24 protein-coding genes, 1 pseudogene and 1 riboswitch are annotated in these 26,032 nt (G+C 73.5%); of the genes and pseudogenes, 12 read left to right on the top strand and 13 right to left on the bottom strand.

Annotated features, from left to right (window positions below; all coding sequences use genetic code 11):
- Positions 1-44 precede the first annotated feature (44 nt).
- Genes CP975_RS27615 through CP975_RS27600 form a run of 4 tightly spaced genes read left to right on the top strand, consistent with a single transcriptional unit; the run spans position 45 to position 4,298 of the window.
- Complete coding sequence (locus tag CP975_RS27615) at positions 45-458, top strand: GPW/gp25 family protein (RefSeq protein ID WP_030792208.1); 414 nt, start codon at positions 45-47, stop codon at positions 456-458.
- A gap of 6 nt (positions 459-464) precedes the next feature.
- Entirely contained in the window at positions 465-2,444 is a 1,980-nt protein-coding gene (locus CP975_RS27610; RefSeq protein WP_055536031.1) for a putative baseplate assembly protein, read from the top strand.
- A gap of 8 nt (positions 2,445-2,452) precedes the next feature.
- Entirely contained in the window at positions 2,453-3,064 is a 612-nt protein-coding gene (locus tag CP975_RS27605) for a phage tail protein (protein WP_055536033.1), read from the top strand.
- Between the two features lies 1 nt (position 3,065).
- Positions 3,066-4,298: an NADase-type glycan-binding domain-containing protein gene (locus tag CP975_RS27600; RefSeq protein WP_150477458.1), complete on the top strand. Its 1,233-nt coding sequence runs from the start codon at positions 3,066-3,068 to the stop codon at positions 4,296-4,298.
- Positions 4,299-4,414: 116 nt separating this feature from the next.
- Here the strand turns inward: CP975_RS27600 and CP975_RS27595 are convergent, their stop codons facing one another.
- Complete coding sequence (locus CP975_RS27595) at positions 4,415-5,338, bottom strand: LLM class F420-dependent oxidoreductase (protein ID WP_055534230.1); 924 nt, start codon at positions 5,336-5,338, stop codon at positions 4,415-4,417.
- Positions 5,339-5,586: 248 nt separating this feature from the next.
- Here CP975_RS27595 and CP975_RS27590 point away from each other — a divergent pair, with 248 nt between their 5' ends.
- The gene (locus CP975_RS27590) at positions 5,587-5,802 is read left to right on the top strand and encodes a hypothetical protein (protein ID WP_055534231.1); all 216 of its coding nucleotides are present in this window, start codon (positions 5,587-5,589) and stop codon (positions 5,800-5,802) included.
- 59 nt (positions 5,803-5,861) lie between these two features.
- Here the strand turns inward: CP975_RS27590 and CP975_RS27585 are convergent, their stop codons facing one another.
- The 4 genes from CP975_RS27585 to CP975_RS27570 form a co-directional block, all read right to left on the bottom strand.
- Positions 5,862-6,344: a DUF6099 family protein gene (locus CP975_RS27585; protein ID WP_055534232.1), complete on the bottom strand. Its 483-nt coding sequence runs from the start codon at positions 6,342-6,344 to the stop codon at positions 5,862-5,864.
- Positions 6,345-6,616: 272 nt separating this feature from the next.
- Complete coding sequence (locus CP975_RS27580) at positions 6,617-6,952, bottom strand: nucleotide pyrophosphohydrolase (protein WP_055534233.1); 336 nt, start codon at positions 6,950-6,952, stop codon at positions 6,617-6,619.
- On the bottom strand, positions 6,949-8,115 hold the full coding sequence (locus tag CP975_RS27575; RefSeq protein ID WP_055534234.1) for an AAA family ATPase: 1,167 nt from the start codon (positions 8,113-8,115) through the stop codon (positions 6,949-6,951). The genes CP975_RS27580 and CP975_RS27575 overlap by 4 nt, the downstream gene beginning before the upstream one ends.
- 106 nt (positions 8,116-8,221) lie before the next feature.
- Positions 8,222-8,614 (bottom strand): cell division protein SepF, encoded by a 393-nt coding sequence (locus CP975_RS27570; protein ID WP_030792236.1) that lies wholly within the window; start codon positions 8,612-8,614, stop codon positions 8,222-8,224.
- Positions 8,615-8,861: 247 nt separating this feature from the next.
- Here CP975_RS27570 and CP975_RS27565 point away from each other — a divergent pair, with 247 nt between their 5' ends.
- Positions 8,862-10,115 (top strand): bifunctional cobalt-precorrin-7 (C(5))-methyltransferase/cobalt-precorrin-6B (C(15))-methyltransferase, encoded by a 1,254-nt coding sequence (locus CP975_RS27565; protein ID WP_055534236.1) that lies wholly within the window; start codon positions 8,862-8,864, stop codon positions 10,113-10,115.
- Positions 10,116-10,121: 6 nt separating this feature from the next.
- Positions 10,122-10,871 carry a precorrin-4 C(11)-methyltransferase gene (cobM, locus tag CP975_RS27560; RefSeq protein ID WP_055534238.1) on the top strand — a complete coding sequence of 250 codons (750 nt, stop codon included), beginning with the start codon at positions 10,122-10,124 and terminating at the stop codon, positions 10,869-10,871.
- A 6-nt stretch (positions 10,872-10,877) separates the two neighbouring features.
- Here the strand turns inward: cobM and CP975_RS27555 are convergent, their stop codons facing one another.
- Entirely contained in the window at positions 10,878-12,017 is a 1,140-nt protein-coding gene (locus tag CP975_RS27555) for a cobalt-precorrin-5B (C(1))-methyltransferase (RefSeq protein ID WP_055534239.1), read from the bottom strand.
- Between the two features lie 17 nt (positions 12,018-12,034).
- On the opposite strand from CP975_RS27555, the gene CP975_RS27550 reads away from it, so the two are divergent.
- Complete coding sequence (locus CP975_RS27550) at positions 12,035-12,790, top strand: cobalt-precorrin-6A reductase (protein ID WP_055534240.1); 756 nt, start codon at positions 12,035-12,037, stop codon at positions 12,788-12,790.
- 65 nt (positions 12,791-12,855) lie between these two features.
- Here CP975_RS27550 and CP975_RS27545 read toward each other — a convergent pair whose 3' ends face one another.
- The 3 genes from CP975_RS27545 to CP975_RS27535 are packed head-to-tail and all read right to left on the bottom strand — an operon-like array spanning position 12,856 to position 16,333.
- Positions 12,856-14,385 (bottom strand): precorrin-2 C(20)-methyltransferase, encoded by a 1,530-nt coding sequence (locus tag CP975_RS27545; RefSeq protein WP_055534242.1) that lies wholly within the window; start codon positions 14,383-14,385, stop codon positions 12,856-12,858.
- A complete protein-coding gene (locus tag CP975_RS27540) occupies positions 14,382-15,008 on the bottom strand; it encodes a precorrin-8X methylmutase (protein ID WP_150477988.1) in 627 nt (208 codons plus the stop codon). Before CP975_RS27540 ends, CP975_RS27545 begins: the two co-directional genes overlap by 4 nt.
- An 11-nt stretch (positions 15,009-15,019) precedes the next feature.
- Positions 15,020-16,333, bottom strand: coding sequence for a cobalamin biosynthesis protein CobG (locus CP975_RS27535; RefSeq protein ID WP_150477457.1), 1,314 nt, complete (start codon positions 16,331-16,333; stop codon positions 15,020-15,022).
- Between the two features lie 114 nt (positions 16,334-16,447).
- Positions 16,448-16,567, top strand: a riboswitch (cobalamin riboswitch).
- 43 nt (positions 16,568-16,610) lie between these two features.
- On the opposite strand from CP975_RS27535, the gene cobN reads away from it, so the two are divergent.
- The gene (gene cobN / locus CP975_RS27530) at positions 16,611-20,225 is read left to right on the top strand and encodes a cobaltochelatase subunit CobN (RefSeq protein ID WP_055532307.1); all 3,615 of its coding nucleotides are present in this window, start codon (positions 16,611-16,613) and stop codon (positions 20,223-20,225) included.
- A gap of 15 nt (positions 20,226-20,240) precedes the next feature.
- Positions 20,241-20,659: pseudogene (locus CP975_RS35955) on the top strand (histidine phosphatase family protein); the annotation flags it as partial.
- Here the strand turns inward: CP975_RS35955 and CP975_RS27520 are convergent.
- Positions 20,628-20,828 (bottom strand): hypothetical protein, encoded by a 201-nt coding sequence (locus tag CP975_RS27520; protein WP_055532305.1) that lies wholly within the window; start codon positions 20,826-20,828, stop codon positions 20,628-20,630. The pseudogene CP975_RS35955 and the gene CP975_RS27520 overlap by 32 nt on opposite strands.
- Positions 20,829-20,972: 144 nt before the next feature.
- Between CP975_RS27520 and CP975_RS27515 the strand changes: the two genes are divergently transcribed.
- Positions 20,973-21,197, top strand: a complete 225-nt coding sequence (locus tag CP975_RS27515) for a hypothetical protein (RefSeq protein WP_055532304.1) — start codon at positions 20,973-20,975, stop codon at positions 21,195-21,197.
- Between the two features lie 91 nt (positions 21,198-21,288).
- Here the strand turns inward: CP975_RS27515 and CP975_RS27510 are convergent, their stop codons facing one another.
- Complete coding sequence (locus CP975_RS27510; RefSeq protein WP_055532302.1) at positions 21,289-21,486, bottom strand: hypothetical protein; 198 nt, start codon at positions 21,484-21,486, stop codon at positions 21,289-21,291.
- A gap of 182 nt (positions 21,487-21,668) precedes the next feature.
- Here CP975_RS27510 and CP975_RS27505 point away from each other — a divergent pair, with 182 nt between their 5' ends.
- Positions 21,669-22,079, top strand: a complete 411-nt coding sequence (locus CP975_RS27505) for a GerW family sporulation protein (RefSeq protein ID WP_246201644.1) — start codon at positions 21,669-21,671, stop codon at positions 22,077-22,079.
- Positions 22,080-22,231: 152 nt separating this feature from the next.
- On the opposite strand, the gene CP975_RS27500 is transcribed toward CP975_RS27505, so the two are convergent.
- Complete coding sequence (locus tag CP975_RS27500) at positions 22,232-25,075, bottom strand: protein kinase domain-containing protein (RefSeq protein ID WP_150477456.1); 2,844 nt, start codon at positions 25,073-25,075, stop codon at positions 22,232-22,234.
- 112 nt (positions 25,076-25,187) lie between these two features.
- Positions 25,188-25,952 (bottom strand): helix-turn-helix transcriptional regulator, encoded by a 765-nt coding sequence (locus CP975_RS27495; RefSeq protein ID WP_167532739.1) that lies wholly within the window; start codon positions 25,950-25,952, stop codon positions 25,188-25,190.
- Positions 25,953-26,032: the final 80 nt, after the last annotated feature.

Here is a 26,032-nt window from a genome sequence, read left to right as displayed (position 1 = left end):
ATGCCGAGTGGAGTCGAGGGATATGCCGAGGGAGGTCGTGGGGCATGAGTGAGCAGTTCGTCGGCGCGGGCTGGACGTTTCCGCTGCGTACGGACGCGGGCGGCGGCATCGCGCTGGCCCGCCGCGAGCGTGAGATCGAGGAGTCGATCCGGCTCGTGCTCGCCACCGCACCCGGCGAGCGGCCGATGCGGCCCGAATTCGGTTGCGCGGTCCACGACTTGGTGTTCTCGCCGGTCAACGAGGCGACGGCGGGCCGCATCCGGTACGAGGTGCGGTCCTCGCTCGACCGGTGGGAGCCCCGCATCGAGGTCCTGGACGTCGAGGTCAGCCCGGCCGCCGACGATCCGTCCGTCCTGTTCATCGACGTGAGCTACACCGTGCGCGGCACCAACAACCCGCGCAGCCTCGTCTTTCCCTTCTACGTGATCCCGTCCACGGAATCAGAGAGCGGAGTCTGAAGTCCGATGGCCCTGCCCGCACCCCACCTCGACGACCGGCGCTTCCAGCAGTTCGTCGACGACGCCAAGCGCTACATCCAGCAGCGCTGCCCGGAGTGGACCGACCACAATGTCTCCGACCCGGGCGTCACCCTCGTCGAGGCGGTCGCGCACATGGCCGACCAGGTCGTCTACCGCCTCAACCGCGTGCCGGAGAAGAACCACCTGGCCTTCCTCGACCTGCTCGGCGTCACCCTCTTCCCGCCCTCCGCGGCCCGCGCCGACGTCACCTTCTGGCTCTCCGCGCCGCAGCCCGAGCCGGTGGTGCTGCCCGCGGGGACGGAGGTGGCCACCGGCCGCACCGAGGCCGAGGAGGCGGTGGCCTTCGCGACCGAGGCGGACCTGACGGTGGTGCCCTGCGAGCTGGACGCCGTGCTGCGCCAGGAGGCGGGCGGCACCCCGCAGGACTGCGGGCAGGACGTGTTCGGCGGGCGTGACGTGGGCGTCTTCGCCGAGTCCCCGCGCCCCGGCGACACACTGCTGTTCGGGCTCAGCGCGGCGGTGCCCTCCTGCGTGGCCGTGCTCCAGCTGGACAGCCGCGTGGACGGTGTCGGCGTCGACCCGCGCCAGCCGCCGCTGGTGTGGGAGGCGTGGACCGCGGACGGCTGGACCGAGTGCGAGGTGGAGGAGGACTCCACCGGTGGCCTCAACCGGCCCGGTGACGTGGTCCTGCACATCCCGGCCGGGCACGTCGTCTCCCGGGTGGGGCGGCAGGACGCGGGCTGGCTGCGCTGCCGGGTGGTCGAGGCCGCCCAGGGCCAGCCGTTCTACAGCGCGTCGCCGACCGTGCGGGCCGCGTCCGCGTTCACCATCGGCGGCACGACGAGGGTCGCGCACGCCGACGTCGTACGCGATGAGCCGCTCGGCGACTCCACGGGCGTCCCCGGCCAGCGCGTGCGGCTCGCGCAGGCACCGGTCGTCGCGGACCGGCCGCCGCTGCTCCTGGAGGTCTCCGAGGACTCCGGGAACTCCGACGAGGACGGCGTCGGCTGGCAGGAGTGGCAGGTCGTGGACCACTTCGCCGCGTCGGGGCCCTACGACCGCCACGTCACTCTCGACGCGGCGACCGGCGAGATCGCGTTCGGGCCCGCGGTCCGCGAACCGGACGGCTCGCTGCGGCAGTTCGGCGCGGTGCCCGCCAAGGGCGCCGCGATCCGCGCCACGCGCTACCGCACCGGCGGCGGGCGCGCGGGCAACGTGGCGCGCGGCGCGATCCAGGTGCTGCGCAGCTCCATCCCGTACGTCTCCCGGGTGGAGAACCGCGAGGCGGCACGCGGCGGGGTGGACGGCGAGACCGTGCAGGAGGCCAAGGTGCGCGCGCCGATCGCGCTGCGCGCGCAGGAGCGGGCGGTGACCGCGCGCGACTACGAGGAACTGGCGCGGCGCGCGGCGCCCGAGACGGCCCGCATCCACTGTCTGGCCGCGGAGGCCTCCGACGCCGGTGAGAACGCGGTGCGCGTCCTCGTCGTCCCCCAGGCCGTGCCGGACCGCGGCGGGCGTCTGCGCTTCGAGCAGCTGGTGCCGGGCGACGAACTCCTCTCCCGCGTCACGCACTTCCTGGACGACCGCCGCCCGATCGGCACCCGGCTCGCGGTCGGACCGCCCTTCTACCAGGGCGTCACGGTCGTCGCCACGCTCCATTCGTTCCGCGCCGCCGAGGCCGAGCGGGTGCGGGCCGACGCGCTCGACGCGCTCTACGCCTATCTGGACCCGCTGACCGGCGGGGCGCACGGCGCGGGCTGGCCCTTCGGACGACCGCTGCGCGCCGGTGAGATCTTCGCCGCGCTCCAGCGCGTGCCGGGCGTGGAGCTGGTCGACGAGGTCCTCCTGCACCCCGCCGACCCGCTCACCGGCCGCCGCGGCGACGCCACCGACCGCATCGAACTCACGCCGTCCGCCCTGCTGTTCCCGTTCGACCACCGCGTCCGTGTCATCGAGGCGCGATGACGACGCCGATGCCACGGGCCGCCGATCTGCGCAAGGCGGGTGGACGCGCGGCCCCCGGCCCAGGGCGTGGCTCGCTGCCCGGGCTCGTCTCCGCGCATCCGCTCGGCGAGCAGCTGCCCGCGGTGTTCGCCGACGACGACTTCGCGTTGCGGTTCGTCTCCGGGCTCGACATCGTGCTCGCGCCCGTCTTCACCGTCCTGGACTGTCTGGAGGCGTACTTCACGCCCGCCCTGGCGCCCGAGGACTTCCTCGGATGGCTGACGGACTGGGTCGGCACGGAGCTTGACGGCACCGAGCCGCTGCCGACGCGCCGGCACGCGGTGGCGTCGGCCGTCGCGCTGCACCGCGTCCGCGGCACCCGCCGCGGCCTGTCCGCCGCCGTCGAACTCGCCTTCGGCATACGGCCGGAGATCAGCGAGAGCGGCGGCGCGACCTGGTCCGCGCGCCCGCTCGGCCCCTTTCCCGGCACCCCGCGCCCCGCCCTGCACGTCACCCTGCGCGTGCCCGACCCCGCGTCGGTGGACCCGCACCGCCTGCGGGCGGTCGTCGCCGCCGCCCGCCCCGCACACCTCCCCTTCACGGCCGAGGTGACCGCCACGCCTTTCCCTGAAGGAACCTGAGATGCCCGAGCAGCCCGAGACGGACGAGATGCCCACCTCCCCCTCCACCACGCCCCCGTGCCCCGAGTGCGGCACCCCCGCCCGGCAGCGCGGCCAGTCCTTCTGCGACTCCTGCGGCGCCTTCCTCCGCTGGGACACCCCGGCGGGCCCCGCGAACGCGCCGGCCGCCCAGGACGGCCCCGCCGCACCCCGGCAGCAGTCCGGTGAGCCCGACCGGCCCCGGCCCGCGTCCGAGCCTGCCTCCGATGGCGCCGACACCACGGCCCCGCTCCCCACGACCCCCGGCCGCGGCTCCTCCCCCGAGGCCTCTGAGACCTCTGAGCCCTCCGCGACCTCTGAGTCCCCTGCGACCTCCGGCACCGCCGACACCCCCGGCGCCTCCGTGTCCGACACGGCCATACGCTCACTGCTCGTCCCCGTGCCGGAGGCCTCCGGGCCCGTCGCGCCCCCGGAGACGCCGGGCGGCGTCCTGCCGGGCAGGCCCGAGGCGGCGCGCCCCCGGGTGCGGCAGGCCGCGGTGCCCGCCGAGCCCGAATCCGGCGCGGCCTGCCGCAGCTGCGGGACACCCAACGCGCCCCGCCGGCACTTCTGCCGCAGCTGCGCCAATCCCCTGAAGGACTCCGCGGCCCCCACAGCCGAGGGCCCCTACGCGGGTCAGCGGCCGCGCCTGGACCGTGACCGCACCCGGTGGATCGCCCGGGCCGTGGGCGTCGCGGTGATCGCCGGCCTGGTGGTCGGCGGGATCGTCGGCGGGCCCCCGGCCGCGCGGGCCGTGCAGGACCACTTCGCCAAGCGGGTCCCCGTCCGCCCCACGGATTCCAGCGCCTCGCACTCCGCCCCCAAGCAGGCGGCGAAGCTCGCCTTCGACGGCTACTCCAACACCTGGTGGGGCACTGGCTACGCGGGCGACTCGGCGGGCCAGTGGATCCAGGCCGACTTCGGCCAGCCCACCGACCTGCTCAACCTGCTGATCACCCCGGGCACCTCCGCGCGCACCGCGCAGGCGGCCGAGCAGGCGAGGCCCATGGAGTTCGACCTGGTGGTCAGCGACTCGGCGGGCAAGGAGCACACCCTGCACCGCCGGATCAACGACGGGGGCGTGCAGAAGCTCGACGTGCGCGTACGGGACGCGGTGAGCGCCCGGCTGATCCTGCGCTCCGCGTACGGCGCGGGCAAGGAGCGCCAGGTGGCCGTCGCCGAGCTGGAGTTCTTCGGCCGCTCGACAGGTCAGTGAGCCGTCGCCCCCCCTGGCGACCGGTGCTTTCGAGTGGCCGCCGGGCACCGGAGGGGTGCGCCCGGCGGCCACGTATGGGAGCCGCCCTACGGCTGCGGGCGCTGACGCCCGCTGGGCTAGGACAGCTGTGACTGCACCTGCGAGGAGATGATCTCCAGGTGGTCCAGGTCACCGAGGTCGAGGCACTGGAGGTAGATCCGGCTCGCGCCGACCGCCTCATAGCGCCCGATCTTGTCGACGACCTCGGCCGGGGAGCCCGCCAGGCCGTTGGCCTTCAGCTCGTCCACCTCCCGGCCGATGACCGCTGCCCGCCGGGCGACCTCCGCGTCGTCCTTGCCGACGCAGACCACCAGCGCGCTGGAGTACACCAGATCGTCGCCCTGGCGCCCGGCCTGCTCGGCGGCGGCGCGGACCCTGCCGAACTGCCGCTCGCTGTCCTCGACCGAGGCGAACGGGATGTTGAACTCATCGGCGAACTGCGCGGCGAGGCGCGGTGTGCGCGTCTCGCCGTGGCCGCCGATGAGGACCGGCACCTTGGACTGCGCGGGCTTCGGCAGAGCCGGGGAGTCGGTGAGCTGGTAATGCTTGCCGTCGAAGTCGAAGGTCTGGCCGACCTCGGTGGCCCACAGGCCGGTGACGATCTCCAGCTGCTCCTCCAGGCGGGCGAACTTCTCCTTGGGGAAGGGGATGCCGTAGGCCTTGTGCTCCTCCTCGAACCAGCCCGCGCCCAGGCCCAGTTCGACCCGGCCGCCCGACATCTGGTCGACTTGGGCCACCTGGATGGCGAGTACGCCGGGCAGCCGGAAGGTGCCCGCGGTCATGAGCGTGCCCAGCCTGATCCGCTTGGTCTCCCGCGCGAGTCCGGCCAGGGTGATCCAGGCGTCCGTGGGACCGGGCAGGCCGTCGGCGGAGCCCATGCGCAGATAGTGGTCCGAGCGGAAGAACGCGTCGAAGCCGAGGTCCTCCGCGGCCTTGGCGACGGTGAGCAGCGTGTCGTAGGTCGCCCCTTGCTGGGGCTCGGTGAAGATTCGAAGATCCATGGCTCCATCCTGCATGCTCGAACGCTCGTCAACCCCACCGGTCCCGCCGGTCCGCGGCCGCCCCAGTCGGGTGAAAATCCGTCAACGGCACGGCTGGTGCGGGCCCGCCCCAGTGACCCGGCCCGCCGGGAGATCGTTGCCTCGGGCGGAGCCGGACCGCCCGGCACCCGCGCCGGCGGCCGCCGCCGGGGCGTCGCTCGCGTCAACTGCCCTCCCCCGTCGGGAGGGCGAGGGCCGAGGAGGCCGTGATGTCCCAGGAAGCCGTCCCCGAGCAGGAGGCAGCGCACGATCCGTCCGTGCCCGCGCCGCAGAGCGCGCCGAAGGGCCTGCTCCAGCAGATGGAGGAGCTGATGGCGGCGCTCAACGCGGACCTGACCCAACTCGACGCCGACCTCCAGCAGTCCTCCTCCACCACGCCGCAGCCCTCCGCGGTTGTGCAGCGGTCCGCGCCCCGGGAGCCGTAACAGAACGACGGCCGGGCCCGAGCGAGGGCGCCGCTCCGCGAGGTCCGTGCGCCGGCGCCTCATGACGGGCCCGCCGCCGAGTCCGGCTCGGGCAGGCCCCGCTCCCGCACCGCGAGTCTGCGCAGCATTTCGAGGACCCGGTCCCTGGACTCGTCGGCGGCGTCTATCGCCTCCATGCACTGCCAGTACACCCCCTCGTCGGCGGCGCCCATGGCGACCCCGACGAGCGCGATACCGACCTCGCCGAAGAGTTGGTCGAGGGCGAGCAGGACCTCCTGGGCGTCGCCCGTCTCCGTCAGCCGCGCGGCCCGGATGTCCTCCGTCCCCAGGCGCGGGGCGTCGAGCAGCCCGCAGGCCCTGCCGCCGACCTCGCTCAGGCCGAGCGCCTCTCCCCGTAACTCCGGAGGGCCCGCGACCGCGAGGCGGCTGCCGATCGCCTGCGCGAGCGCCTGTGACTGCCAGACCTCCACGACGATGGCGACCGGGTCCTCGCTTCGCGCCAGGGCGCGCCGGTTCGCCTCGATGAGCCGCATCGCGTTCATGCGCAACCCCCCATCCCTCCCGCGCGCATACGCCGCACGTCCGCCCGCACTCCCACGTCCACTACCCAGAGTGATACTCATCCGGTCGAAAAGCCAGGGGAAGCCGGAAATCTGTGGACAAGCAATCGAGTTTGGCCAAGCCATCCACTCCGGAGAGTGACGAAAATGTTGAAGAGGGCTCCGACAGCAGGTGGAAAGGGGGTCCAAAAGGCAGGCTCAAGGCGGGCACGCGGCGGGCAAACGACGGTCACGCCGCGATCACGCCGCGGGCGTCACGGCCCGTCTGCCGCCGGAAAACGCTCTTCGTTCCGCTCGATCTTCGCCGCGAGCGCGGCCAGCGCGTCGATCCCCAGGACCTCGCAGAACTGCAACAGGTACGCGAGGACATCGGCGACCTCGTCCGTCACCCGGTGCGCGGAGTCCGGGTCCTTCATCACCCGCTCCGACTCCTCCGGCGTCAACCACTGGAAGATCTCCACCAGTTCGGACGCCTCCACGCTCAGCGCGGCGGCCAGGTTCTTGGGGGTGTGGTACTGCCCCCAGTCGCGGGCCGCCGCGAAATCGGCCAGCCGGCGCTGGAGTCCCGCTACATCAAGTCGTTCTGTCACAGCCCCAGGTCTACCACCGAGGCGCCGGCCGCGTCGGCCGCCCAGTCCGCGTCGCGCACCGCCCCGACCAGGCGGATGTGCCCGCGCGCACAGGTCAGCGCCGCCAGTTCGCCGAGCGCGCGCGTCTGCCGCGCGTCCAGGCGGCGGTCGAGGCCGTCGGCGAGGACGGTGAGGGTCTGATACGCCTGCGGGACCTCCGCCACCGGGTCGACGGCGAGCACGCCGGGCCCGGTGAGCAGGACGAGCGCCAGGGCCAGGTACCGCAACTCGCCGTCCCCGAGCCGCGTCAGGGGCGTACGCACCCCGTCACCCCGGTCCACGAAGGCCTGCACCGACCCGTCCTCCGCCTCTTCGGAGAACACGTCGGCGACCGGCCCCGCGCAGCCGTCGCGCACCGCCGAGACGAGCAGCGCGTGGCGTCCCGCGCACTCGGAGCGGGTGCGCCACAGGACCTCGGCGAGGTTGTCGCAGCCGCTCAGGAGGCGGCCCGCCCCGATCAGCCCCGCCGGGACCGGTGCGCGCATCCGGCTGGGCCGAGGGTCGCAGGGGAACGCCGAGCGCAGCGCGACCACGACCTGTTCGGCCGCCGCGAGCACCAGGCGCTGCCCGTCGGTCTTGCCCGCCACGCGCAGCGGCACGAGCGCCGTGCCGAGCCGGTCGTCCGGCATCGGGGCGCGGGTCACGGGGGCCGCGCCCGCGGTGTGCCAGGCCGCCTGGACCATGCGGCGCCCCGGATCGCGCAGCGCCGTCTCCAGAAGGACGAGCGAGCCACGGGTCAGCCGCTCGCCCACGACGCGCAGCTCGGGCTCGGCCTGGACGGCGAGGTCGAGCCGGACGGTTCCGGCGGGCCCCTCGACCGTGCAGCCGATGCGGAATCCGCGCCGCCGCTGGCCGTCGGCGCGGGCGCGTTCGGGCACGCACGCCGAAGGGTCGTCGAAGACGTCGACGAGTTCGGCACCGGCGCCGAGCCGCGCCAGTGCCTCGTACGCGGTCATCGCGCTGGACTTGCCGCTGCCGCTGGGCCCCGTGATCAGCGTCAGCGCGCCGAGGGGAAGCACCGTGCCGCGGTGCCCGGCGAAGGCGGACAGCCGCAGCTCCGTGATCTGCGGGCGGTCCTGGCCTGCCGTCGGCCGCGGGGCCGGCTCCGGAGTATGCGCCGTCATGCTCGGAAGCTAAGGGGCGGCGGACCGGGCGAACCGTTACGCCCAGCCGCCCTTCCTACGATCGAGGGGTTCCCTCGGAAGATTCACCGCGGCGGCCTGCCAGAGGCTAAGGCTGTGCGACCGCCTCCACCAGTCCCTGCACTTCCGTGCCGGGTGGCGCGAGGAGGAAGACGTTCTTGTCGACCCGGTGCATGCCGCAGCCGAGGCCCAGCACCACACCGCTGCTGAAGTCGAGTACCCGCTTGGCGACTTCGGTCTCGGCGCCCGTCAGGTCGAGCAGGACCGGGATCTGCGACATGACGGTCTCGGCGACCTCTCGGGCGTCCGAGAAGACGTTGACCCGCATCACCACGAAACGCCGTCGCGTCTCGGTCTCCGCCTCCGGCAGCGCGCGGTGTCCCGGCCACGAGGGCCATTCGTTGCGGCTGCGCAGCGGTACGACCTGGGCGAGCCCTTCCCACTGTTCGTCGGTGACGTCGTGGCGCTGACTGCTACTCACTGGCCCACCCCGTCCTGGCTCGCACTCATTGTCTGCACCGGCCAATTCTTACGCCAAGTCACCCGTTCAGCCCAACTGCGACACGGTCGGGGTGCCGGCGCGAACTCCACCGACGCCGAAGGTCCGCGAGCCGAGGAGCCGCCCGTACCCCCTGTCGCGAGTGGTTCGCGATAAGGGGCCGCCGCCTGGTCACCAGTAGAGTGCGGCTGCGCAGCCCTTCCCGAACCCCGAGGTCAGGTACCCAGCAGTGACCCCCGCATCCCCCGCAGACATACCGGCCGTCACTGTCGTCGGGATCGGGGCCGACGGCTGGGGCGGGCTCCCCGCCGCCTCGCGCGCGGCGCTCTCCGACGCCGAGGTGATCGTCGGCGGCTCCCGCCAACTGGATCTGCTGCCCTTCCCCGACTGCCCGGGCGAGCGCGTCGCCTGGCCCTCGCCGCTGCGGCCCGCCGTACCGGGCCTGCTCGCCGCCCACGCGGGGCGCCGGATCGCCGTACTCGCCAGTGGCGACCCCATGTTCTACGGCATCGGACGCGCCCTGAGCGAGGAGATGGGCGCCGCCGCCCTGCGGGTCCTGCCGCACCCGTCCTCCGTCTCCCTCGCGTGTGCGCGCCTCGGCTGGCCCGTCGAGGACACCGAGGTCGTCACGCTCGTCGGCCGTCCGGCCGCGCGCCTCGCCGCCGCGCTGCACGACGGCCGACGCCTCCTCGTGCTCAGCGCGAACGCCGGCACCCCCGGCGAGGTCGCCGCCCTCCTGCGCGAGCGTGGCTTCGGCCCGAGCAGGCTGCGCGTGCTCGAACAGCTCGGCTCCGAGCACGAGTCGGCGTACGAGGGTGTCGCCGACGCCTGGTCGCACGCGCCCGGTGACGCGCTGAACGTCGTCGCCGTCGAGTGCCGCCGCTCCCCCGGCGCCCTGCGGCTCGGCGCCGTGCCGGGGCTGCCCGACGCGGCGTACGAGAGCGACGGCCAGCTCACCAAGCGGTACGTCCGCGCGGCCACCCTCGCGGCGCTGGCGCCCGCGCCCGGGGAGCTGCTGTGGGACGTGGGCGGCGGGTCGGGGTCGATCGCGGTGGAGTGGCTGCGGGTGCACCCCTCGTGCCGCGCCGTCACCGTGGAGAAGAACGCGGTGCGGGCCGAGCGCATCACCCGCAACGCCGACCGGCTCGGCGTGCCCGGGCTGCGCGTCGTCACCGGCGCGGCGCCTGGCGCGCTGGCCGAACTCCCCATGCCTGACGCCGTTTTCATCGGTGGCGGCCTCACCGCGCCCGGTCTCCTCGACGCCTGCTGGGAGGCCCTTCCCACCGGCGGACGGCTCGTCGCGAACACCGTCACACTGGAGTCCGAGGCACTGCTCACCGACTGGTACCGGCGTCATGGCGGCGAGCTGGTGCGGCTCGCCGTCGCACAAGCCGTCCCCGTCGGCGGTTTCACCGGGTGGCGGCAGGCCATGCCGGTCACCCAGTGGTCCGTCACCAAGTCACCGCACGAAAGCAGGAGTTGACAGCAGATGACCGTGTACTTCATCGGCGCGGGGCCCGGCGCGGCCGACCTCATCACGGTGCGCGGCGCGCGCACGCTCGCCGCCTGCCAGGTCTGCCTGTACGCGGGCAGCCTGGTGCCGCGCGAACTGCTCGCCGAATGCCCGGACGGGGCGCGTCTTGTGGACACCGCGCAACTCGACCTGGACGCGATCACCGGTGAGCTGGTCCGCGCCCACGAGGCCGGGCTCGACGTGGCGCGGCTGCACTCGGGCGATCCGTCCGTCTTCAGCGCGGTCGCCGAGCAGATGCGGCGCCTCGACGCGGCGGGCGTGCCGTACGAAGTGGTGCCCGGGGTGCCGGCGTTCGCGGCGGCGGCCGCGGCGCTGAAGCGGGAGCTGACCGTGCCGACGGTCGGGCAGACGGTCATTCTCACGCGGATCGCCCAGCGGGCCACGGCCATGCCCGAGGGCGAGGACCTCGCCACGCTGGGCCGCAGCGGGGCGCTGCTCGTCCTGCATCTGGCCGCGGGATACGTCGACCGGGTGGTCGAGGAACTCCTCCCCCACTACGGCGCGGAGTGCCCCGCTGCCGTGGTGGCGCTTGCCAGCCGGCCCGACGAGGTGGTTCTCCGGGGGACCCTCGGCGATATCGCGGGGCAGGTGAAGGAGGCGGGGATCGTGCGGACCGCTGTGATCATGGTCGGTCGTACGTTGGGTGCCTCGCAGTTCCGTGACAGCCATCTGTACTCTCCCGAGCGGGAGCGGCACGTCTGCTGAGGGCCCTTACGGGGCACTTCGGCCCACCACCGCGCCCGCCCTGTCGATGCAGATGACGTCGACCGTTACCGGGGCGCCCCTCAGTACCGCCAGTGCCTCGTCCCTCGCCGTCGTCGCCACCAGGTCGCCCAGGGGGACGCCCGCCGCCTCGCACAGGCGCAGGGCCTCCAGGCCCGTGTTGGCGGCTGCCACCTCCCGCGCCAAGGCGTCGGAGGCGCCGCCCGCGCGGGCCAGTTCCGCGAGGAAGCCCTTGTCCACCTGGGAGCGGGCCGAGTGGAGGTCCAGGTGGCCGGCCGCCAGTTTCGAGAGTTTGGCGAAGCCGCCGCAGATGGTGAGGCGGTCGACGGGGTGGCGGCGTACGTACTTCAGGACCGCGCCCGCGAAGTCCCCCATGTCGAGGAGGGCGTCCTCGGGCAGGCCGTGCTCCGCGACGACCGTCTTCTCCGACGTCGAGCCGGTACAGCCCGCGACGTGCGTGCGCCCGGCCGCCCGCGCCACGTCCACGCCCCGCCGGATGGAGTCGATCCACGCCGAGCAGGAGTAGGGCACGACGATGCCGGTGGTGCCGAGGATCGACAGGCCGCCGAGGATGCCGAGGCGGGGGTTCCACGTGGAGCGGGCGATCTCCTCGCCGTGGTCGACGGAGATGGTGATCTCCACGTCCGGCGTGGTTCCGGCACGCTCGGCCACCAGCGCCACGTGGTCCCGCATCATCTGGCGGGGGACGGGGTTGATCGCGGGTTCGCCGACCTCCAGGGGCAGACCGGGGCGGGTGACCGTGCCTACGCCAGGGCCCGCCCTGAAGACGACGCCCGTGCCGGGCGGCAGCCTCCGTACCGTGGAGCGCACCAGCGCGCCGTGCGTGACGTCCGGGTCGTCGCCCGCGTCCTTGACGATCCCCGCCATGGCGTACGCGTCCGTGCGCTCCTCGGCGGCCAGCGCGAAGGCGGGCGTCTGGCCCTTGGGCAGCGTGATCGTCACCGGGTCGGGGAAGTCGCCGGTCAGCAGCGCCGTGTACGCGGCCGTCGTGGCCGCCGTCGCACAGGCGCCGGTCGTCCATCCCGGCCGCAGACCGGTGTGCTTGAGTTGGGCGCTGCGTCCGCCCTTTGCCTCACTTGGCTGACCCGGCTGACTTGGCTCACTCATGAAGGAAACCGAACTCCGTGCACGTACTGATTCTGGGGGGAACGACCGAAGCCCGCCGCCTGGCCGAGCTGCTCGCGGGCGAGGCGGGGCTGCGGGTGACCAGTTCCCTGGCGGGGCGGGTCGCCGCGCCCCGGCTGCCGCCCGGCGAGGTCCGCGTCGGCGGGTTCGGCGGGGCCGAGGGGATGGCGGCGTGGGTGCGGGAGCACCGCGTGGACGCGCTCATCGACGCCACCCATCCTTTCGCCGGGACGATCTCGTTCAACGCGGCGTCGGCCGCCGCGCTCGCCCATGTTCCCCTGCTCGCCCTGCGCAGGTCCGGCTGGGTCGCCGACAAGGGCGACGACTGGCATCGGGTCGACTCCCTGGAACAGGCGGCGCGGGTCCTGCCCGCGCTGGGCGAGCGGGTGTTCCTCACCACGGGCCGCATGGGCCTCGCCGCCTTCGCCGGGGACCCTGAGCTGGACGCTCTCTGGTTCCTCGTACGCTCCGTGGACGCTCCGGAGCCGCCCCACCCCGCCCGCGTGGAGGTCCTCCTCGACCGGGGGCCTTTCACGCTCGACGGGGAGCGTGAGCTGCTCCGTACGCATCGGATCGACGTCGTGGTGACGAAGGACAGCGGGGGCGCGGCGACGGCCCCGAAGCTTGTCGCTGCGCGCGAGGCGGGGGTTCCTGTGGTGGTGGTCCGGCGCCCTCCGGTCCCGGAGGGCGTCCCGGTGGCTACCGCCCCGGAGGAGGCGGCCGCCTGGCTGCGCCGGTTCAGCCTGGCCCCGTAAGGGGCGCGGGGAACTGCGCGACCAGCCCCCACGCACCCGCGGACGCGCGACGCGCCGAGAACCGCTCACCCCCCTTCGGGGTACCTCCGCGGCGTCCAGACGATCTGCTCCGCGCCCCCGCGCCTGCGCGTCCACCGCGTCTGGGACGACCCCACGATGAGCAGCGTCCGCATGTCGACCTCGGCAGGGTCGAGGTCGCCGAGCCGTACGACCCGCACGCTCTCCTCGGGCCCGCCGATGTCCCGGCCGAGCACCACCGGCGTGTCCGGCGTCCGGTGCTCCAGGAGCAGTTCCCGCGCCTTGCCCACCTGCCAGGTGCGGCTGCGCGACCCGGGGTTGTAGAGGGCGAGGACGAGGTCCGCGGCGGCCGCGGCGGCCAGGCGCTCGGCGATGACCTCCCACGGCTTGAGCCGATCCGAAAGGGAGAGGGTCGCGTAGTCGTGGCCGAGCGGGGCACCTGCCCGCGCGGCGGCCGCGTTGGCGGCCGTCACTCCCGGGAGCACCCGGACCGGAATGTCCTCGTACGCGTCCTGCGAGGCCGCCTCCAGGACGGCCGTGGCCATCGCGAAGACGCCGGGGTCGCCGCCCGAGACGACCGCGACGCGCCGCCCGCGACGCGCCAGCTCCAGGGCGAACTCGGCACGCTCGGACTCCACGCGGTTGTCGGAGCCGTGCCGCCGCTGGCCGGGGCGGTGGGGCACGCGGTCGACGTAGGTGGTGTAGCCGACCAGGTCGTCGGCGGCAGCGAGCGCGCCGCGCGTCTCGGGGGTCAGCCAGAGGGGCCCCGCCGGGCCGGTGCCGACCACGACGACCTCGCCCCGTCCTGCCGGGGCGGGCTCGGGCGCGGGGCCGCCGGTCAGCGGCGCCACGCGGCTCGGCAGGACCGCCACCGAGAAGTACGGCACCGATTCCGGGTCCACGTCGGCCAGCCGGCCGGTGCGCTCGCCCTCCATGGTGGCGCGCTCCACGTACCGGGCCTCTTCGAGGCGGCCCGCGCGCTCCAGGGCGCCGCGCACCTTGCCGAACGTGCGGCCGAGCTTCATGACGACCGCCGAGTCCGTCGACGCGAGGCGGGCGGCCAGTTCCTCCTCGGGGAGGGTGCCGGGCAGGATCGTGAGGACCTCCTCGGCCTCCACGAGGGGTTCGCCGAGGCGGGCGGCGGCGGCGCTCACCGAGGTCACCCCGGGAATGACCTCGGTGTCGTAGCGGTGGGCGAGCCGCTTGTGCATGTGCTGGTAGGAGCCGTAGAAGAGCGGGTCGCCCTCGGCGAGGACGGCGACGGTGCGCCCGGCGTCGAGGTGCGCGGCGAGGCGCGCCGCGGCCTGCTCGTAGAAGTCGTCGAGGGCACCGCGGTAGCCGCCGGGGTGGTCGGTGGTCTCCGTGGTGACGGGGTAGACCAGCGGCTCCTCGATGTGGTCGGCGCGCAGGTGCTTCTCCGCGATGCGGCGGGCGATGGAGCGGCCGTGCCGTGCCGAGTGGTACGCGACCACGTCGGCGGCGGCGATGACCTCGACGGCGCGCACGGTCATCAGGGAGGGGTCGCCGGGGCCGAGCCCGACTCCGTAGAGCTTCCCTCGGGTGGTCTCGGTGTTCACTCCGCCTCGCTCGCAATCGCGTTGATCGCCGCCGCGGCCATCGCGCTGCCGCCACGACGTCCCCGTACGACCAGGTACTCCAGGCCCGAGCGGTGCTCAGCGAGCGCGTCCTTGGACTCGGCGGCGCCGACGAAACCGACCGGGATGCCGAGGACCGCCGCCGGGCGCGGGGCGCCCGCCTCGATCATCTCCAGGAGGCGGAAGAGGGCGGTGGGGGCGTTGCCGATGGCGACGACGGAGCCTTCGAGGCGGTCGCGCCACAGCTCCATGGCCGCGGCGCTGCGCGTGGTGCCGAGCTGTGCCGCGAGGTCCGGGACGGACGGATCGGCGAGGGTGCAGATCACGTCGTTGTCGGCGGGCAGCCGCTTGCGGGTGACGCCGCTCGCGACCATGTTCGCGTCGCACAGGATCGGCGCGCCGTCGCGCAGCGCCTTGCGGGCGTCGGCCACCACGCGCGGGCTGAAGGCGAGATCGCGGACGAGGTCGACCATCCCGCAGGCGTGGATCATCCGCACCGCGACCTGGCTGACATCGGCGGGCAGACCGGCGAGGTCCGCCTCCGCGCGGATGGTGGCAAAGGACTCGCGGTAGATCGCCGCGCCGTCCTTCTCGTAGTCGAACACTGTGCTCTCGCTCATCTCGTGGCCGTTGTGGTGGTGGTTGCGGATGTCGTACGTGCCGTCGTGACCGTCTCGGTCAGGGTCCCGCCGTTCACGGGCACCGCGGTGCCGCCGGTGTGCGCCGTCACCTCGTAGCGCCCGTCGCCGATAGCGGTGACGCCGACCCAGTCGCCGTGCGGGTGGCCGCAGCGGCGCTCGCAGCCCGACCAGTGGACGGGCAGGCCCCCGGCGCCGGGAACGGCGTCCGCGCGTACGTCGGCGAGGGACTTGGCGCAGCCGGGGCGGCCGGTGCAGGCGCCTACGCCGAGCCAGGGCGAGCCCGGGTCGGTGAGGTAGCCGGCGTCGGCCAGCGCGGTCAGGCGTGCGCGGGCCGCCGCGTCGTCCCGGAAGCCCGGGATGACCAAGCCGCGCCACGGCGTGACCCGCAGCTCGTCGGCGGGGGCCGGGAGCAGGGCGCGCCACTGGGCGGCCGTGACCCGGCCGAGGCGGGCGCCCACCGCCACCGCGCGGCCGACGACGCCGGGCAGGGGCGCGGCGGGGCGGGGCAGGTGCGGGGCGGCGGCGGGCTCGGCGTCGATGCCGTCGCTGCCCTCGGTGCCCCGCCGCAGCGCTCCGGCGAGGTCGACGGCGTGCCCCGCGGGCAGCTCCCGTACCCGCCAGGCTCCGTTGCCCGCCTCACGCGCGGCGGCGAGGAAGGCCCCGGCGGCGGCGAGTGCGGCGCGGGGGGCGGCGGCGCCGGGGACGCGCAGGGCGTGGCTCCCGACGCGTACGACCGCCGTACCGCCCGATTCTGCGATCAAGGTCACATCGCCGCCGAGCCCGGCCACGTCCCCGCGCCCGTCGTCCAGGGCGAACAGGAAGCGGCCGGAAAGCGCCGTCGTCCAGTCCTCGGCGCACAGCAGTCCGTCCAGCTCACGGGCCCACAACTGCACGTCGGCGTGGCCGAGTCGGTCCAGGGTGGCCAGCGGGGACGCCACGATGTTCCGGACGCGCTCGTGGCGTTCGGAGGGCAGCAGGCCCGCGTCCGCGAGGAGCGTGGAGAGTTCCGCGCCGCAGCTCTCGCCGAGGCCGCGCAGCTCGATGTTGCCGCGCGAGGTGACGCTGAGGTTCCCGTCCGCCAGACGCTCCGCCGCGTCACCCAGAACCGATGCCTGATGACCCGTCAAAAGGCCTGCGGGCAGGCGGAGTCGGGCCAGTGCGCCGTCGTCGGCGCGGTGCAGACGGAGGGCTCCGGGGCAGGCGTCACCCCGGTCGCGTATCCGGTCACGTATGGGGGATTCGCCCTGTTTCATGGAAGTTGCTCGGCTGGGCGGCATGGCGGCGAGCATACCCAGGCGGATCCGGGCGGTCGCCTCCCGAGACGGCCCGTCCTGGCAGGTGGCCGCCCCGCGATCGGTGGGCAGGACTTACTATGCAGGCGGCGGGCCGCCAGGTTCGCCGACGCCAGCGACGGCGTGGGTCCACCAGGACCCGAGGGAGGAAGCCCGGTGCGAATCCGGCGCGGTCCCGCCACTGTGAACCCCACCGAGGTGGGGCGAGCCAGGAACTCCTGCCGTCCATACGACCACCCGGGGCGCGGACACCCCGAGGAAGGCCTGCGCACGCATGCTTCTGCTGCTGTCGACCTCCGACACCGACCTGCTCAGCGCCCGCGCGGCGGGGGGTCCGGTCGACTACCGGTTCGCCAACCCGTCCCGTCTGGACCTCGCCGAGCTGCCCTCCCTGCTGGAGGGCGCCGACCTCGTCGTCGTACGCCTCCTCGGTGGCGTACGCGCCTGGCAGGACGGCCTCGACCAGCTCACCGCCAGCGGTCTGCCGGTGGTCGTCCTCACCGGTGAACAGGCGCCCGACGCCCAGCTCATGGCCTCCTCGACCGTGCCGGTCGGCATCGCCGCCGAGGCGCACGCCTACCTCGCGCACGGCGGCCCCGCGAACCTGGAGCAGCTGGCCCGCTTCCTCTCCGACACCGTGCTCCTCACCGGCCACGGCTTCGACCCGCCGGCGCCCGCGCCGTCCTGGGGCCCGCTGGAGCGCACCGCGCGCGACATCGAGGGCCCGACCGTCGCGGTGCTCTACTACCGCGCCCACCACATGAGCGGCAACACCGCGTTCATCGACGACCTGTGCGGCGCCATCGAGGACGCGGGCGGCCGCCCGATGCCGCTGTACGTGGCCTCGCTGCGGGCTCCCGAGCCCGAGCTGATCGACGCGCTGCGGCCCGCCGACGCCATCGTCACCACGGTCCTCGCCGCGGGCGGCACCAAGCCCGCCGAGGCCTCCGCGGGCGGCGACGACGAGTCGTGGGACGCGGGCGCGCTGACCGGGCTCGACGTGCCGATCCTCCAGGCGCTCTGCCTGACCGGCTCGCGTTCGGCCTGGGAGGAGAACGACGAGGGCGTCTCGCCGCTGGACGCGGCGAGCCAGATCGCGGTGCCGGAGTTCGACGGACGTCTGATCACCGTGCCGTTCTCGTTCAAGGAGATCGACGAGGACGGGCTCCCGGCCTATGTGGCGGACGCCGAGCGGGCGGCCCGGGTAGCCGGGATCGCCGTGCGCCACGCGCGTCTGCGGCACATCCCGGCCGCCGACAAGCGCCTCGCGCTGGTGCTCTCCGCGTACCCGACCAAGCACTCGCGGATCGGCAACGCGGTCGGCCTCGACACCCCCGCGTCCGCCGTGGCGCTCCTTCGCAGGCTCATCGGTGAGGGCTACGACTTCGGCCCCTCGGAGGAGATCCCGGGCATCGTCTCCGGTGACGGCGACGAGCTGATCCGTGCGCTGATCGACGCGGGCGGCCACGACCAGGAATGGCTCACCGAGGAGCAGCTGGCCGCCAACCCCGTCCGCATCCCGGCCGCCGCCTACAAGCGGTGGTACGCGACGCTGCCGCAGGAGCTGCGGGACTCCGTCGAGGAGCACTGGGGCCCGCCGCCCGGCGAGATGTTCCTGGACCGCTCCCGCGTGGGCGACGGCGGTGACCCGGAGGGCGACATCGTGCTCGCCGCCCTGCGCCGCGGGAACCTCCTCATCCTCATCCAGCCGCCGCGCGGCTTCGGCGAGAACCCCATCGCGATCTACCACGACCCCGACCTGCCGCCCTCGCACCACTACTTGGCGGCCTACCGCTGGATCGCGGCCCCCGCGGCCGACGGCGGTTTCGGCGCGGACGCGATGGTCCACCTCGGCAAGCACGGCAACCTGGAGTGGCTGCCCGGCAAGAACGCGGGCCTCTCGGCGGCCTGCGGCCCCGACGCCGCGCTCGGCGACCTCCCGCTGATCTACCCGTTCCTGGTGAACGACCCGGGCGAGGGCACCCAGGCCAAGCGCCGCGTGCACGCCACGCTCATCGACCACCTCGTGCCGCCGATGGCCCGTGCGGACTCCTACGGCGACATCGCGCGCCTGGAGCAACTCCTCGACGAGTACGCGCAGATCAGCTCCATGGACCCGGCGAAGCTTCCCGCGATCCGCGCGCAGATCTGGACGCTCATCCAGGCCGCGAAGCTCGACCACGACCTCGGCCTTGAGGACCGCCCGGACGACGACGGCTTCGACGACTTCCTGCTCCACGTCGACGGCTGGCTCTGCGAGATCAAGGACATGCAGATCCGCGACGGCCTGCATGTGCTCGGCACCGCCCCGGCGGGCGCCGACCGCGTCAACCTCGTCCTCGCGATCCTGCGCGCCCGCCAGATCTGGGGCGGCACGACCGCGCTGCCGGGCCTGCGCGAGGCCCTCGGCCTCGACGAGTCCGCGGCGACGCGCGTGAGCGCCGACGAGGCCGAGGAGAAGGCCCGCGCACTGGTCCAGGCGATGGACGACGCGGACTGGGACCTCTCGGCCGTCCCCGCCGACCAGGGCGAACAGGTCGCCGCCATCCTGGAGTTCGCGGCCCGCGAGGTCGTCCCGCGCCTCGCCGCCACCACCGCCGAACTCGACCACGCGGTGCACGCCCTGAACGGCGGCTTCGTCCCGGCGGGCCCCTCGGGCTCCCCGCTGCGCGGCCTGGTCAACGTCCTGCCGACCGGCCGCAACTTCTACTCGGTCGACCCCAAGGCAGTCCCGTCCCGCCTCGCCTGGGAGACCGGCGAGGCCCTCGCCGACTCGCTCATCGAGCGGTACAGGAACGACAACGGCGGCTATCCCACCTCCGTCGGCCTGTCCCTGTGGGGCACGAGCGCGATGCGCACGGCGGGCGACGACGTCGCCGAGGCCCTCGCGCTGCTGGGCGTCCGCCCCGTCTGGGACGACGCGTCGCGCCGCGTCACGGGCCTGGAAGCCATTCCGTACGAGGAGCTGGGCCGCCCGCGTATCGATGTGACGCTGCGCATCTCGGGCTTCTTCCGCGACGCGTTCCCGCACACGATCGGCCTGCTCGACGACGCGGTGCGCCTCGCCGCCTCGCTGGACGAGCCCGCCGAGCACAACTACGTACGCGCCCACGCCCAGGCCGACCTGGCCGAGCACGGCGACGAGCGCCGGGCCACCACCCGCATCTTCGGCTCCCGCCCCGGCACGTACGGCGCGGGCCTGCTCCAGCTCATCGACTCCCGCGACTGGCGCACCGACGCGGACCTCGCCGAGGTCTACACGGTGTGGGGCGGCTACGCCTACGGCCGCGGGCTCGAAGGCCGCCCGGCCCGCGCCGAGATGGAGACCGCGTACAAGCGCATCGCGGTCGCCGCGAAGAACACGGACACCCGCGAGCACGACATCGCGGACTCCGACGACTACTTCCAGTACCACGGCGGCATGGTCGCGACCGTGCGCGCCCTGCGGGGCACGGCCCCCGAGGCGTACATCGGCGACTCGACGCGCCCCGAGACGGTCCGCACGCGCACGCTGGTGGAGGAGACCTCACGCGTCTTCCGCGCCCGCGTCGTGAACCCCAAGTGGATCGAGGCGATGCGCCGCCACGGCTACAAGGGCGCCTTCGAACTCGCCGCCACCGTGGACTACTTGTTCGGGTACGACGCCACGACCGGCGTCGTCGCCGACTGGATGTACGACAAGCTCACCGAGGCGTACGTCCTGGACCCGACCAACCGCCAGTTCCTCCAGGAGAACAACCCCTGGGCCCTGCACGGCATCGCGGAGCGCCTCCTGGAGGCGGAGTCGCGCGGCATGTGGGCCAAGCCGGACCCGGCGGTGCTGGAAGCGCTGCGCCAGGCCTACCTGGAGACCGAGGGCAACCTGGAGGACGAGGGCACGCGGGAATAGCCAGCCGGCAGCGCTGCCGCTCTGCTCGGGGAGCGGCTTCGGGTCGCCCGGCTGATCGGGGAGCGGCTCGGCGGGGTTCCGGTGCACCGGTCGGAGGCCGCCGGGGACTACGTCCCGTACCTGCCGAGCGCGGACGAACTCCCCCCGGACAGTGCCGAAGCCACGCTCCGGCGCCTCGCGCAGTTCCCCGCGCAAGAGCGTGAGGGCGGGCCCGCGCTGGCCCGCGAGGCGCTGGCGCGGTTCACCGGGCCGGTGCCCGGCGACGAGCCGCGGCACGAGCTGGTCGTCACGCACAACTTCCTGATCGGCTGGCTCGTCCGGGGCGCCCCGCCTCACTGGTCTTCTACAACGACATGCGGCACCTGCCCGCGGAGCTGCGCTGGACCGGGTTCCCGCCGGAACTCACAGAAGGTGCGGAATCCCCACATTGTTGATGAGGGGGCCCTCGACCGTCACTCCTTCCGTGATCAGTGACTCGGGGAGGGGCAGCGGCGAAGGGTTCGCCACCGCCCGCTGTGCCGCCGAGGCCGGGACCGCCACGGCGGCGAGGGCGAGGATGAGGATTCCCAGGAGGGTGGCGGTCAGGGCGCGGCGATGACGCATGTGGCTGCCTTCTCTGTCGGTGCGGGTGGCGGGCGTCTTACGACCCGTTCGTATGATCGTCGGTGACTTCTTGGACGCGGCGGGGTTACACACGGCGAGCGGGCCGCGGTGGGCGGCCCCCGCGCAGGGTCCAAGGAGGCTGTCATGAACGGCGGTTGGGTGCAGGCAACGTCCCGTTGGGTGCTGGTCACGGCGATGGTGGCCGGGCCGGCCGTGCTGTGCTCCGGCACGGCTCACGCCGACGAGACGCATGAGAACTCGCACAACGCGCCCAGGGTGGCGCTGATCAGCACCGGCCAGATCGACGATCCGCTGGAGGACGTGCTGGAGCACACCCTCCTCTTCGGTGACGGCTACCGATGGGGCTGACCGGCGGGGCCGGCCGCGCCTCGTAACCGTCACGCACTCGCGCGGGTCCCGGACGGCAGCGCAAGTGCGTGACGGAGCACGGTGGTTCAGGTCACGGCGCGAGGCAGCCGACGCCCGGGATCTCGGCGGGGACGCTGGGGGCGGCCGGATCGACGAGCCCCGTGACGTCACCGGCCGCCTGTGTCACGCAGCCGAGGGTCGCGATCGGGTCCGGAACGGCGCTCGCCGGCACCGTGAGGATCCCCAGCAGGGTGACGGCTCCAAGGACGACGGCGGCGGTACGGCGCATGTGAGATCTCCTTCACTTCGGCGGTGTTGCCCGTGGCCCGGCGCTTCGTGCCGGGCCGCTCCGTGACTCCCCAACTCCCGCACCCGATAGGCCCCATATCACCCGTACGTGGATGACGGAACGATCCGCCGCTGCGCTAGGCTCGGGCTCGTCGCGCGTACGCACTGCCCCAGGAGGCACCGGTGACCGCCCCGGACGAGACGGCTCTGCCCACCCCGTCGGGTCACCCGACCGGCGACGACGCCCACCGCGCCCAGTTGGAGCGGCTGGCCGAGGAGATCGGCGAGCGGGCCGCCGGGACGGTCGTCTTCGGCGAGGCCGTCACCGCCGCGGAGGTCACCGTCATCCCCGTCGCCGAAGTCGGTTACGGCTTCGGCCTCGGCCCCACCTCCCCCACCGCCTCCGAAACCGGTGGGGCCGGCTGCGTCAGGGCCCACCCCCGCGGCTTCATCGAGATCAGGAACGGCACCGCCACCTACCGGCCGCTCCCCAACCCGTGGCTCACCGTCGCCCTCCCGTTCGCCGCCTTCCTGGCGGGCGTCGCCGTCCCGCCCCTCGCACGCCTTCTCACCAAGCGCCACCCCGGCGCGTAGGAAGCGGCCCTGGACACCGCCGGGGGAGACGGATTGCCCAGGGCCGCGGTCTGGGTGGTGTTGTCGAGCACGGGCGACAGTAGGAGACGCGATATATCGCGTCAAGTCTCGTTGCTCGCTTTCGGTCATGCGAAGGGCGTACGACGCGCGTATCACCCGTTGACGTACGCGTTCACCGGTGAGAGCCCGGACAGGTCGACCTGGAGCCCGCGCAACGCCGGTGAGTACAGGTAGGTGCGCTCGGGGACGAACACCGGGACGGCGGCCGCCTGCTCCAGTACCAGGCGGTTCACCTCGGCCCACAGCCTGCCCGAGTCCTTGAGGTCCGCCGCGCCGTTCGCCGCGTCGATCGCCGCGTTCACCTTCGCGTTGTCGAGCCGACTGTAATTGCTCGACCTGGCCCGGTCATGGCGTCCGTCGAAGTAGTCGGGCAGGTAGTTGGAGGCGGTGGGCAGGCCGCCGCCGACGGCCATGCGGACCATGTCGTACTTGCCGTCGGCCACGCCGCTCCAGAAGGAGGAGAGCGGCACCTGCTTGACCGTGACCTCGAACCCGGCTCCCTCCAGGCCCGCCTCGACGGCCTCCGCGCGGTTCTTGTCGGTGCTGGTGTCCGGGTGGGCGAGGGTGAGGCGGTAGCCCATCTCGTCCGCCTCCAGGAGGAACTTCCGCGCCCTGGCCGTATCGCCGTTCACCATCCGGCGGTTGGGGTCGAAGCCCAGGGTCCCGGGCACTCCCGGCGGCAGCAAGTGAGTGGTCAAGCGGCCTTCCCCGCCGCTCGCCTTGAGGATGTCGTCGCCGGGCAGGGCGGTGGCGATGGCTCTGCGTACGTCGAGGTTCCTCACCCGGTCCGTGTTGATGACGTACGACTGCGTGTGCCAGGTGGGGGACGTGACCACTTTCGCGCTGCCCTCCGGACCACGCCGGCCGCTGGGGTCGTCGGCGCCGGAGAAGGTCATGAGCGCCTTGCCCGCGGGCGCCGAGCCGATGCGGGCACGGATCTCCTCGGGCCCCAAGCCTGTCTGGATCCGATAGCTGTCGGGATAGGCGCTGCGCACGGGGTCGGTGCCCTTGCGCCACTTGGGGTTGCGGGTGAGGGTGAGGTCCTTGGGGTCGGCGGAGCCGCTGATCTGGTACGGGCCCGTGGAGGGCAGCGGCTCGGAGCTGCCGGTCCCGCCGTCGGCCGCCCGCGGGACCGGCGCTCCCGACGGCCCCGCGAGGACGACGTTGAAGTCGCGGTGGACGCCCGCGAGATGGAAGACGACCGTGCGGTCGTCGGGCGTCTCGATCGCGCTCTTCTTCGCGGACTCGGCGCGGGCGCCCTTGGGTCCGTAGAGGGCGGTGCGCAGGGTCTGGTCGCCCTCGCCGAGTCCGGACTCGAAGGTGCGCTCGATGGCGTGCCGGAAGTCCTCGGAGCGCACAGGCGTGCCGTCGTTGTAGGTGAGTCCGCTCTTGAGCCTGAACGTCCAGTCACGGCCGTTCGTCGTCCGGCCGGCGTCCTCGGCGAGGTCGCCGACGACCTTCACCGAGCCGCCCGCCCCGGTCTTGAACGCGGTGAGCCCGCGGTGCACCAGCCGTGCGAGCTGCTGGCCGCCGCTGCCCGGCCAGGTCAAGGCGGGGTCGAGCGAGTCGAACTCGCTCGGTTCGAGCACGGTGACCCGACCGCCCTCGCGTGCGCCCCTGACGACGGGTGCGGGGCCCTTGGAGTCGGCCGCGGTGCCGACGGTGAGGCTCTGCGTCGCGGCCCGGAGCACCTTGTCGCCCCGGATGGCGCCGCCGTCACCGGAGCCGGCCCCGCCCTGCCGCTTGGAGTCGTCCCGGTTGCCGTCCGAACCGTCCCCGAACGGGTTGAAGACCGTGAGGGTGGTCACCAGCGCGCCCGCGGCGACCGCCGCGACCGCGCTCAGGCCCCAGACCCTGGCTCGCGACCTGACAGCCGGGGCGGCGGGGCCGAAAGCCCCGGAGGGACGCGAGGGGCCTGAGGGGCCTGAGGGGCTCACGAAGGTTAGGGGAGCGGGCACTTGGCCCTGCGCGTACGCGCCCGTGGGCGTGGGGGCCGCCGGGGCCGACGGCGGGGCCTGCGGCATCGGGGGGAGCGGCGGGGCGAGGGAGTAGGACGTGGGGGTGGCGGGCGCGGGCGGTGGCGCGGCGCCCGGGGCAGGCGCACCCAGCCTGTCCAGGGCGTCCCCCGCCTCCTGCGCGTCCGGCCGGTCCGCGGGCTGCTTGGCCAGCATCCGCCCCAGCAGGTCGTCCCACTCGGGGGCCAGCCCCGCGCGACGCACCGACAGCCGGTCCGGGGTCTCGTACACATGGCCGTGCATCAGCGCGGCGGCCGAGTCCGCGTCGAACGGCGGTGTGCCCGCGAGGAGTTGGTACACCATGCAGCCCAGCGAGTACACATCGCCGCGGCCGTCGTCCACGCCCCGCGTGAAGCGCTCCGGCGCCATGTAGTGCAGGGTGCCCACCGGCGCGTCGGCGGTGCCCGTCAGATATCCGGCCGTGGTGGTGGCATCGAGGAACTTGGCGATGCCGAAGTCGAGGACCTTGACCGTGCCCTCGTCCGTCACCATCACGTTCGCCGGTTTGATGTCCCGGTGGACGATGCCCGCCCGGTGCGCGGTGGCCAGTGCCCGGCACACCTGCGCGCAGATCACGGCGACCCGCTCGGGCGCCAGGGGCCCCGACTCCAGGGCCAGGTCCCCTACGGTACGTCCGGTGAGCAGCGGCATCACCAGGTAGGGGACGCCGTGCGCCGACCCGTGGTCGAAGACGGGCACGATGTACGAGCTGTCGAGGGCCGCTGCGGCCCGCGCCTCGCGTACGAACATGGCGAGGAGGCGTTCCCCCTCGGCCGGGGTCGTCCCGCGCGGCATGCTGAGGACCTTGACGGCGACGCGCCGCCGCAATCGCGAGTCCTCGGCCCGCCACACCTCGCCCATACCGCCCGCGCCGATACGCTCCACGAGCGTGTACCGGCCGTCCAGGACCGTCCCCTGCATTCCCGCCTCCCCCGCCGACAGATCTTCATCGCCTGCCGTCGGGCCACAATTTACCGTCGGAGGAACAGGCGTTGACGGGTGCCACTGGAATACCCGGAAACGGCGGGAACTCCTAGCGCGATCCGCCCTGGCGCAGCATCAGAATCACAAAACGCCATCCCGGGTGCGACGCCGGGAGAAGAACCTGGGAACGGACCGTCACTTCTTCCGCGGATGCGGACGGAACCCGCAGATGGAACTGGTGCCCCTGCCGGTAGGCGACGACCCTGGGCCTCTCCTGCCAGATCCGCTCGCACTCGGGGATGGCCAGGACGTGCTCCAGCAGGTCGTTGAGCACGGGGTCCGCCGGCCAGTTGACCAGTGCGAAGCGCAGTTGCCCCAGGTAGTGCTCGACGTGGTCGTGCCAGCCCAGAAGCTGTTCACGGGCTTCCGGCGCGGTGAGCACCCAGCGCAGCAGGTTCGCGGAGGGCTCGGTCACCCAGGGGAACCAGCGGGCCATGTGTGCGTTGTGACGGATGATGGTCCACGTGTGATCTATCAGGTACGCGGGCACGTCCTGAGGCCACTCGACGAGTTCCTCAAGCTCCTCAAGATCGGCTGATTCCGAGCTGCTTTCGACTGAATAGGGACGCGTCAGAGTCGAACCGCTCAACGCGTGGGCGTAGATCGCCATGCGTTCATCGGGGCCCAGGCGGAGGGTTTCGGCGAGCCGGTCGAGGACATTCGGGGGCAGGGATACGTCGGCCCCGCTCTCCAGGGTGCGATACCAGCGCTCGCTCACGCCCGTCTTGTGGGCGACCTCTTTCTGGGACAGCGCCTTACCCCGCTCCATCTGTAGCCCGGCCTCGAGCCGCCAGACACGCAGCAGGCTCGGCAAGCCCCGGAACCTATTTGCCGAGTAAGCAGTCTTCACCCTGTCCGCCCCATATGGCCGCATTCTCGAACATCTTCCCGTCT

The organism is Streptomyces alboniger (genome assembly GCF_008704395.1).
GTDB classification, from domain to species: Bacteria; Actinomycetota; Actinomycetes; order Streptomycetales; family Streptomycetaceae; genus Streptomyces; species Streptomyces alboniger.
The sequence above is the reverse complement of the archived record's forward strand: the minus strand, read 5'-3'. Positions and strand labels throughout refer to the sequence as shown.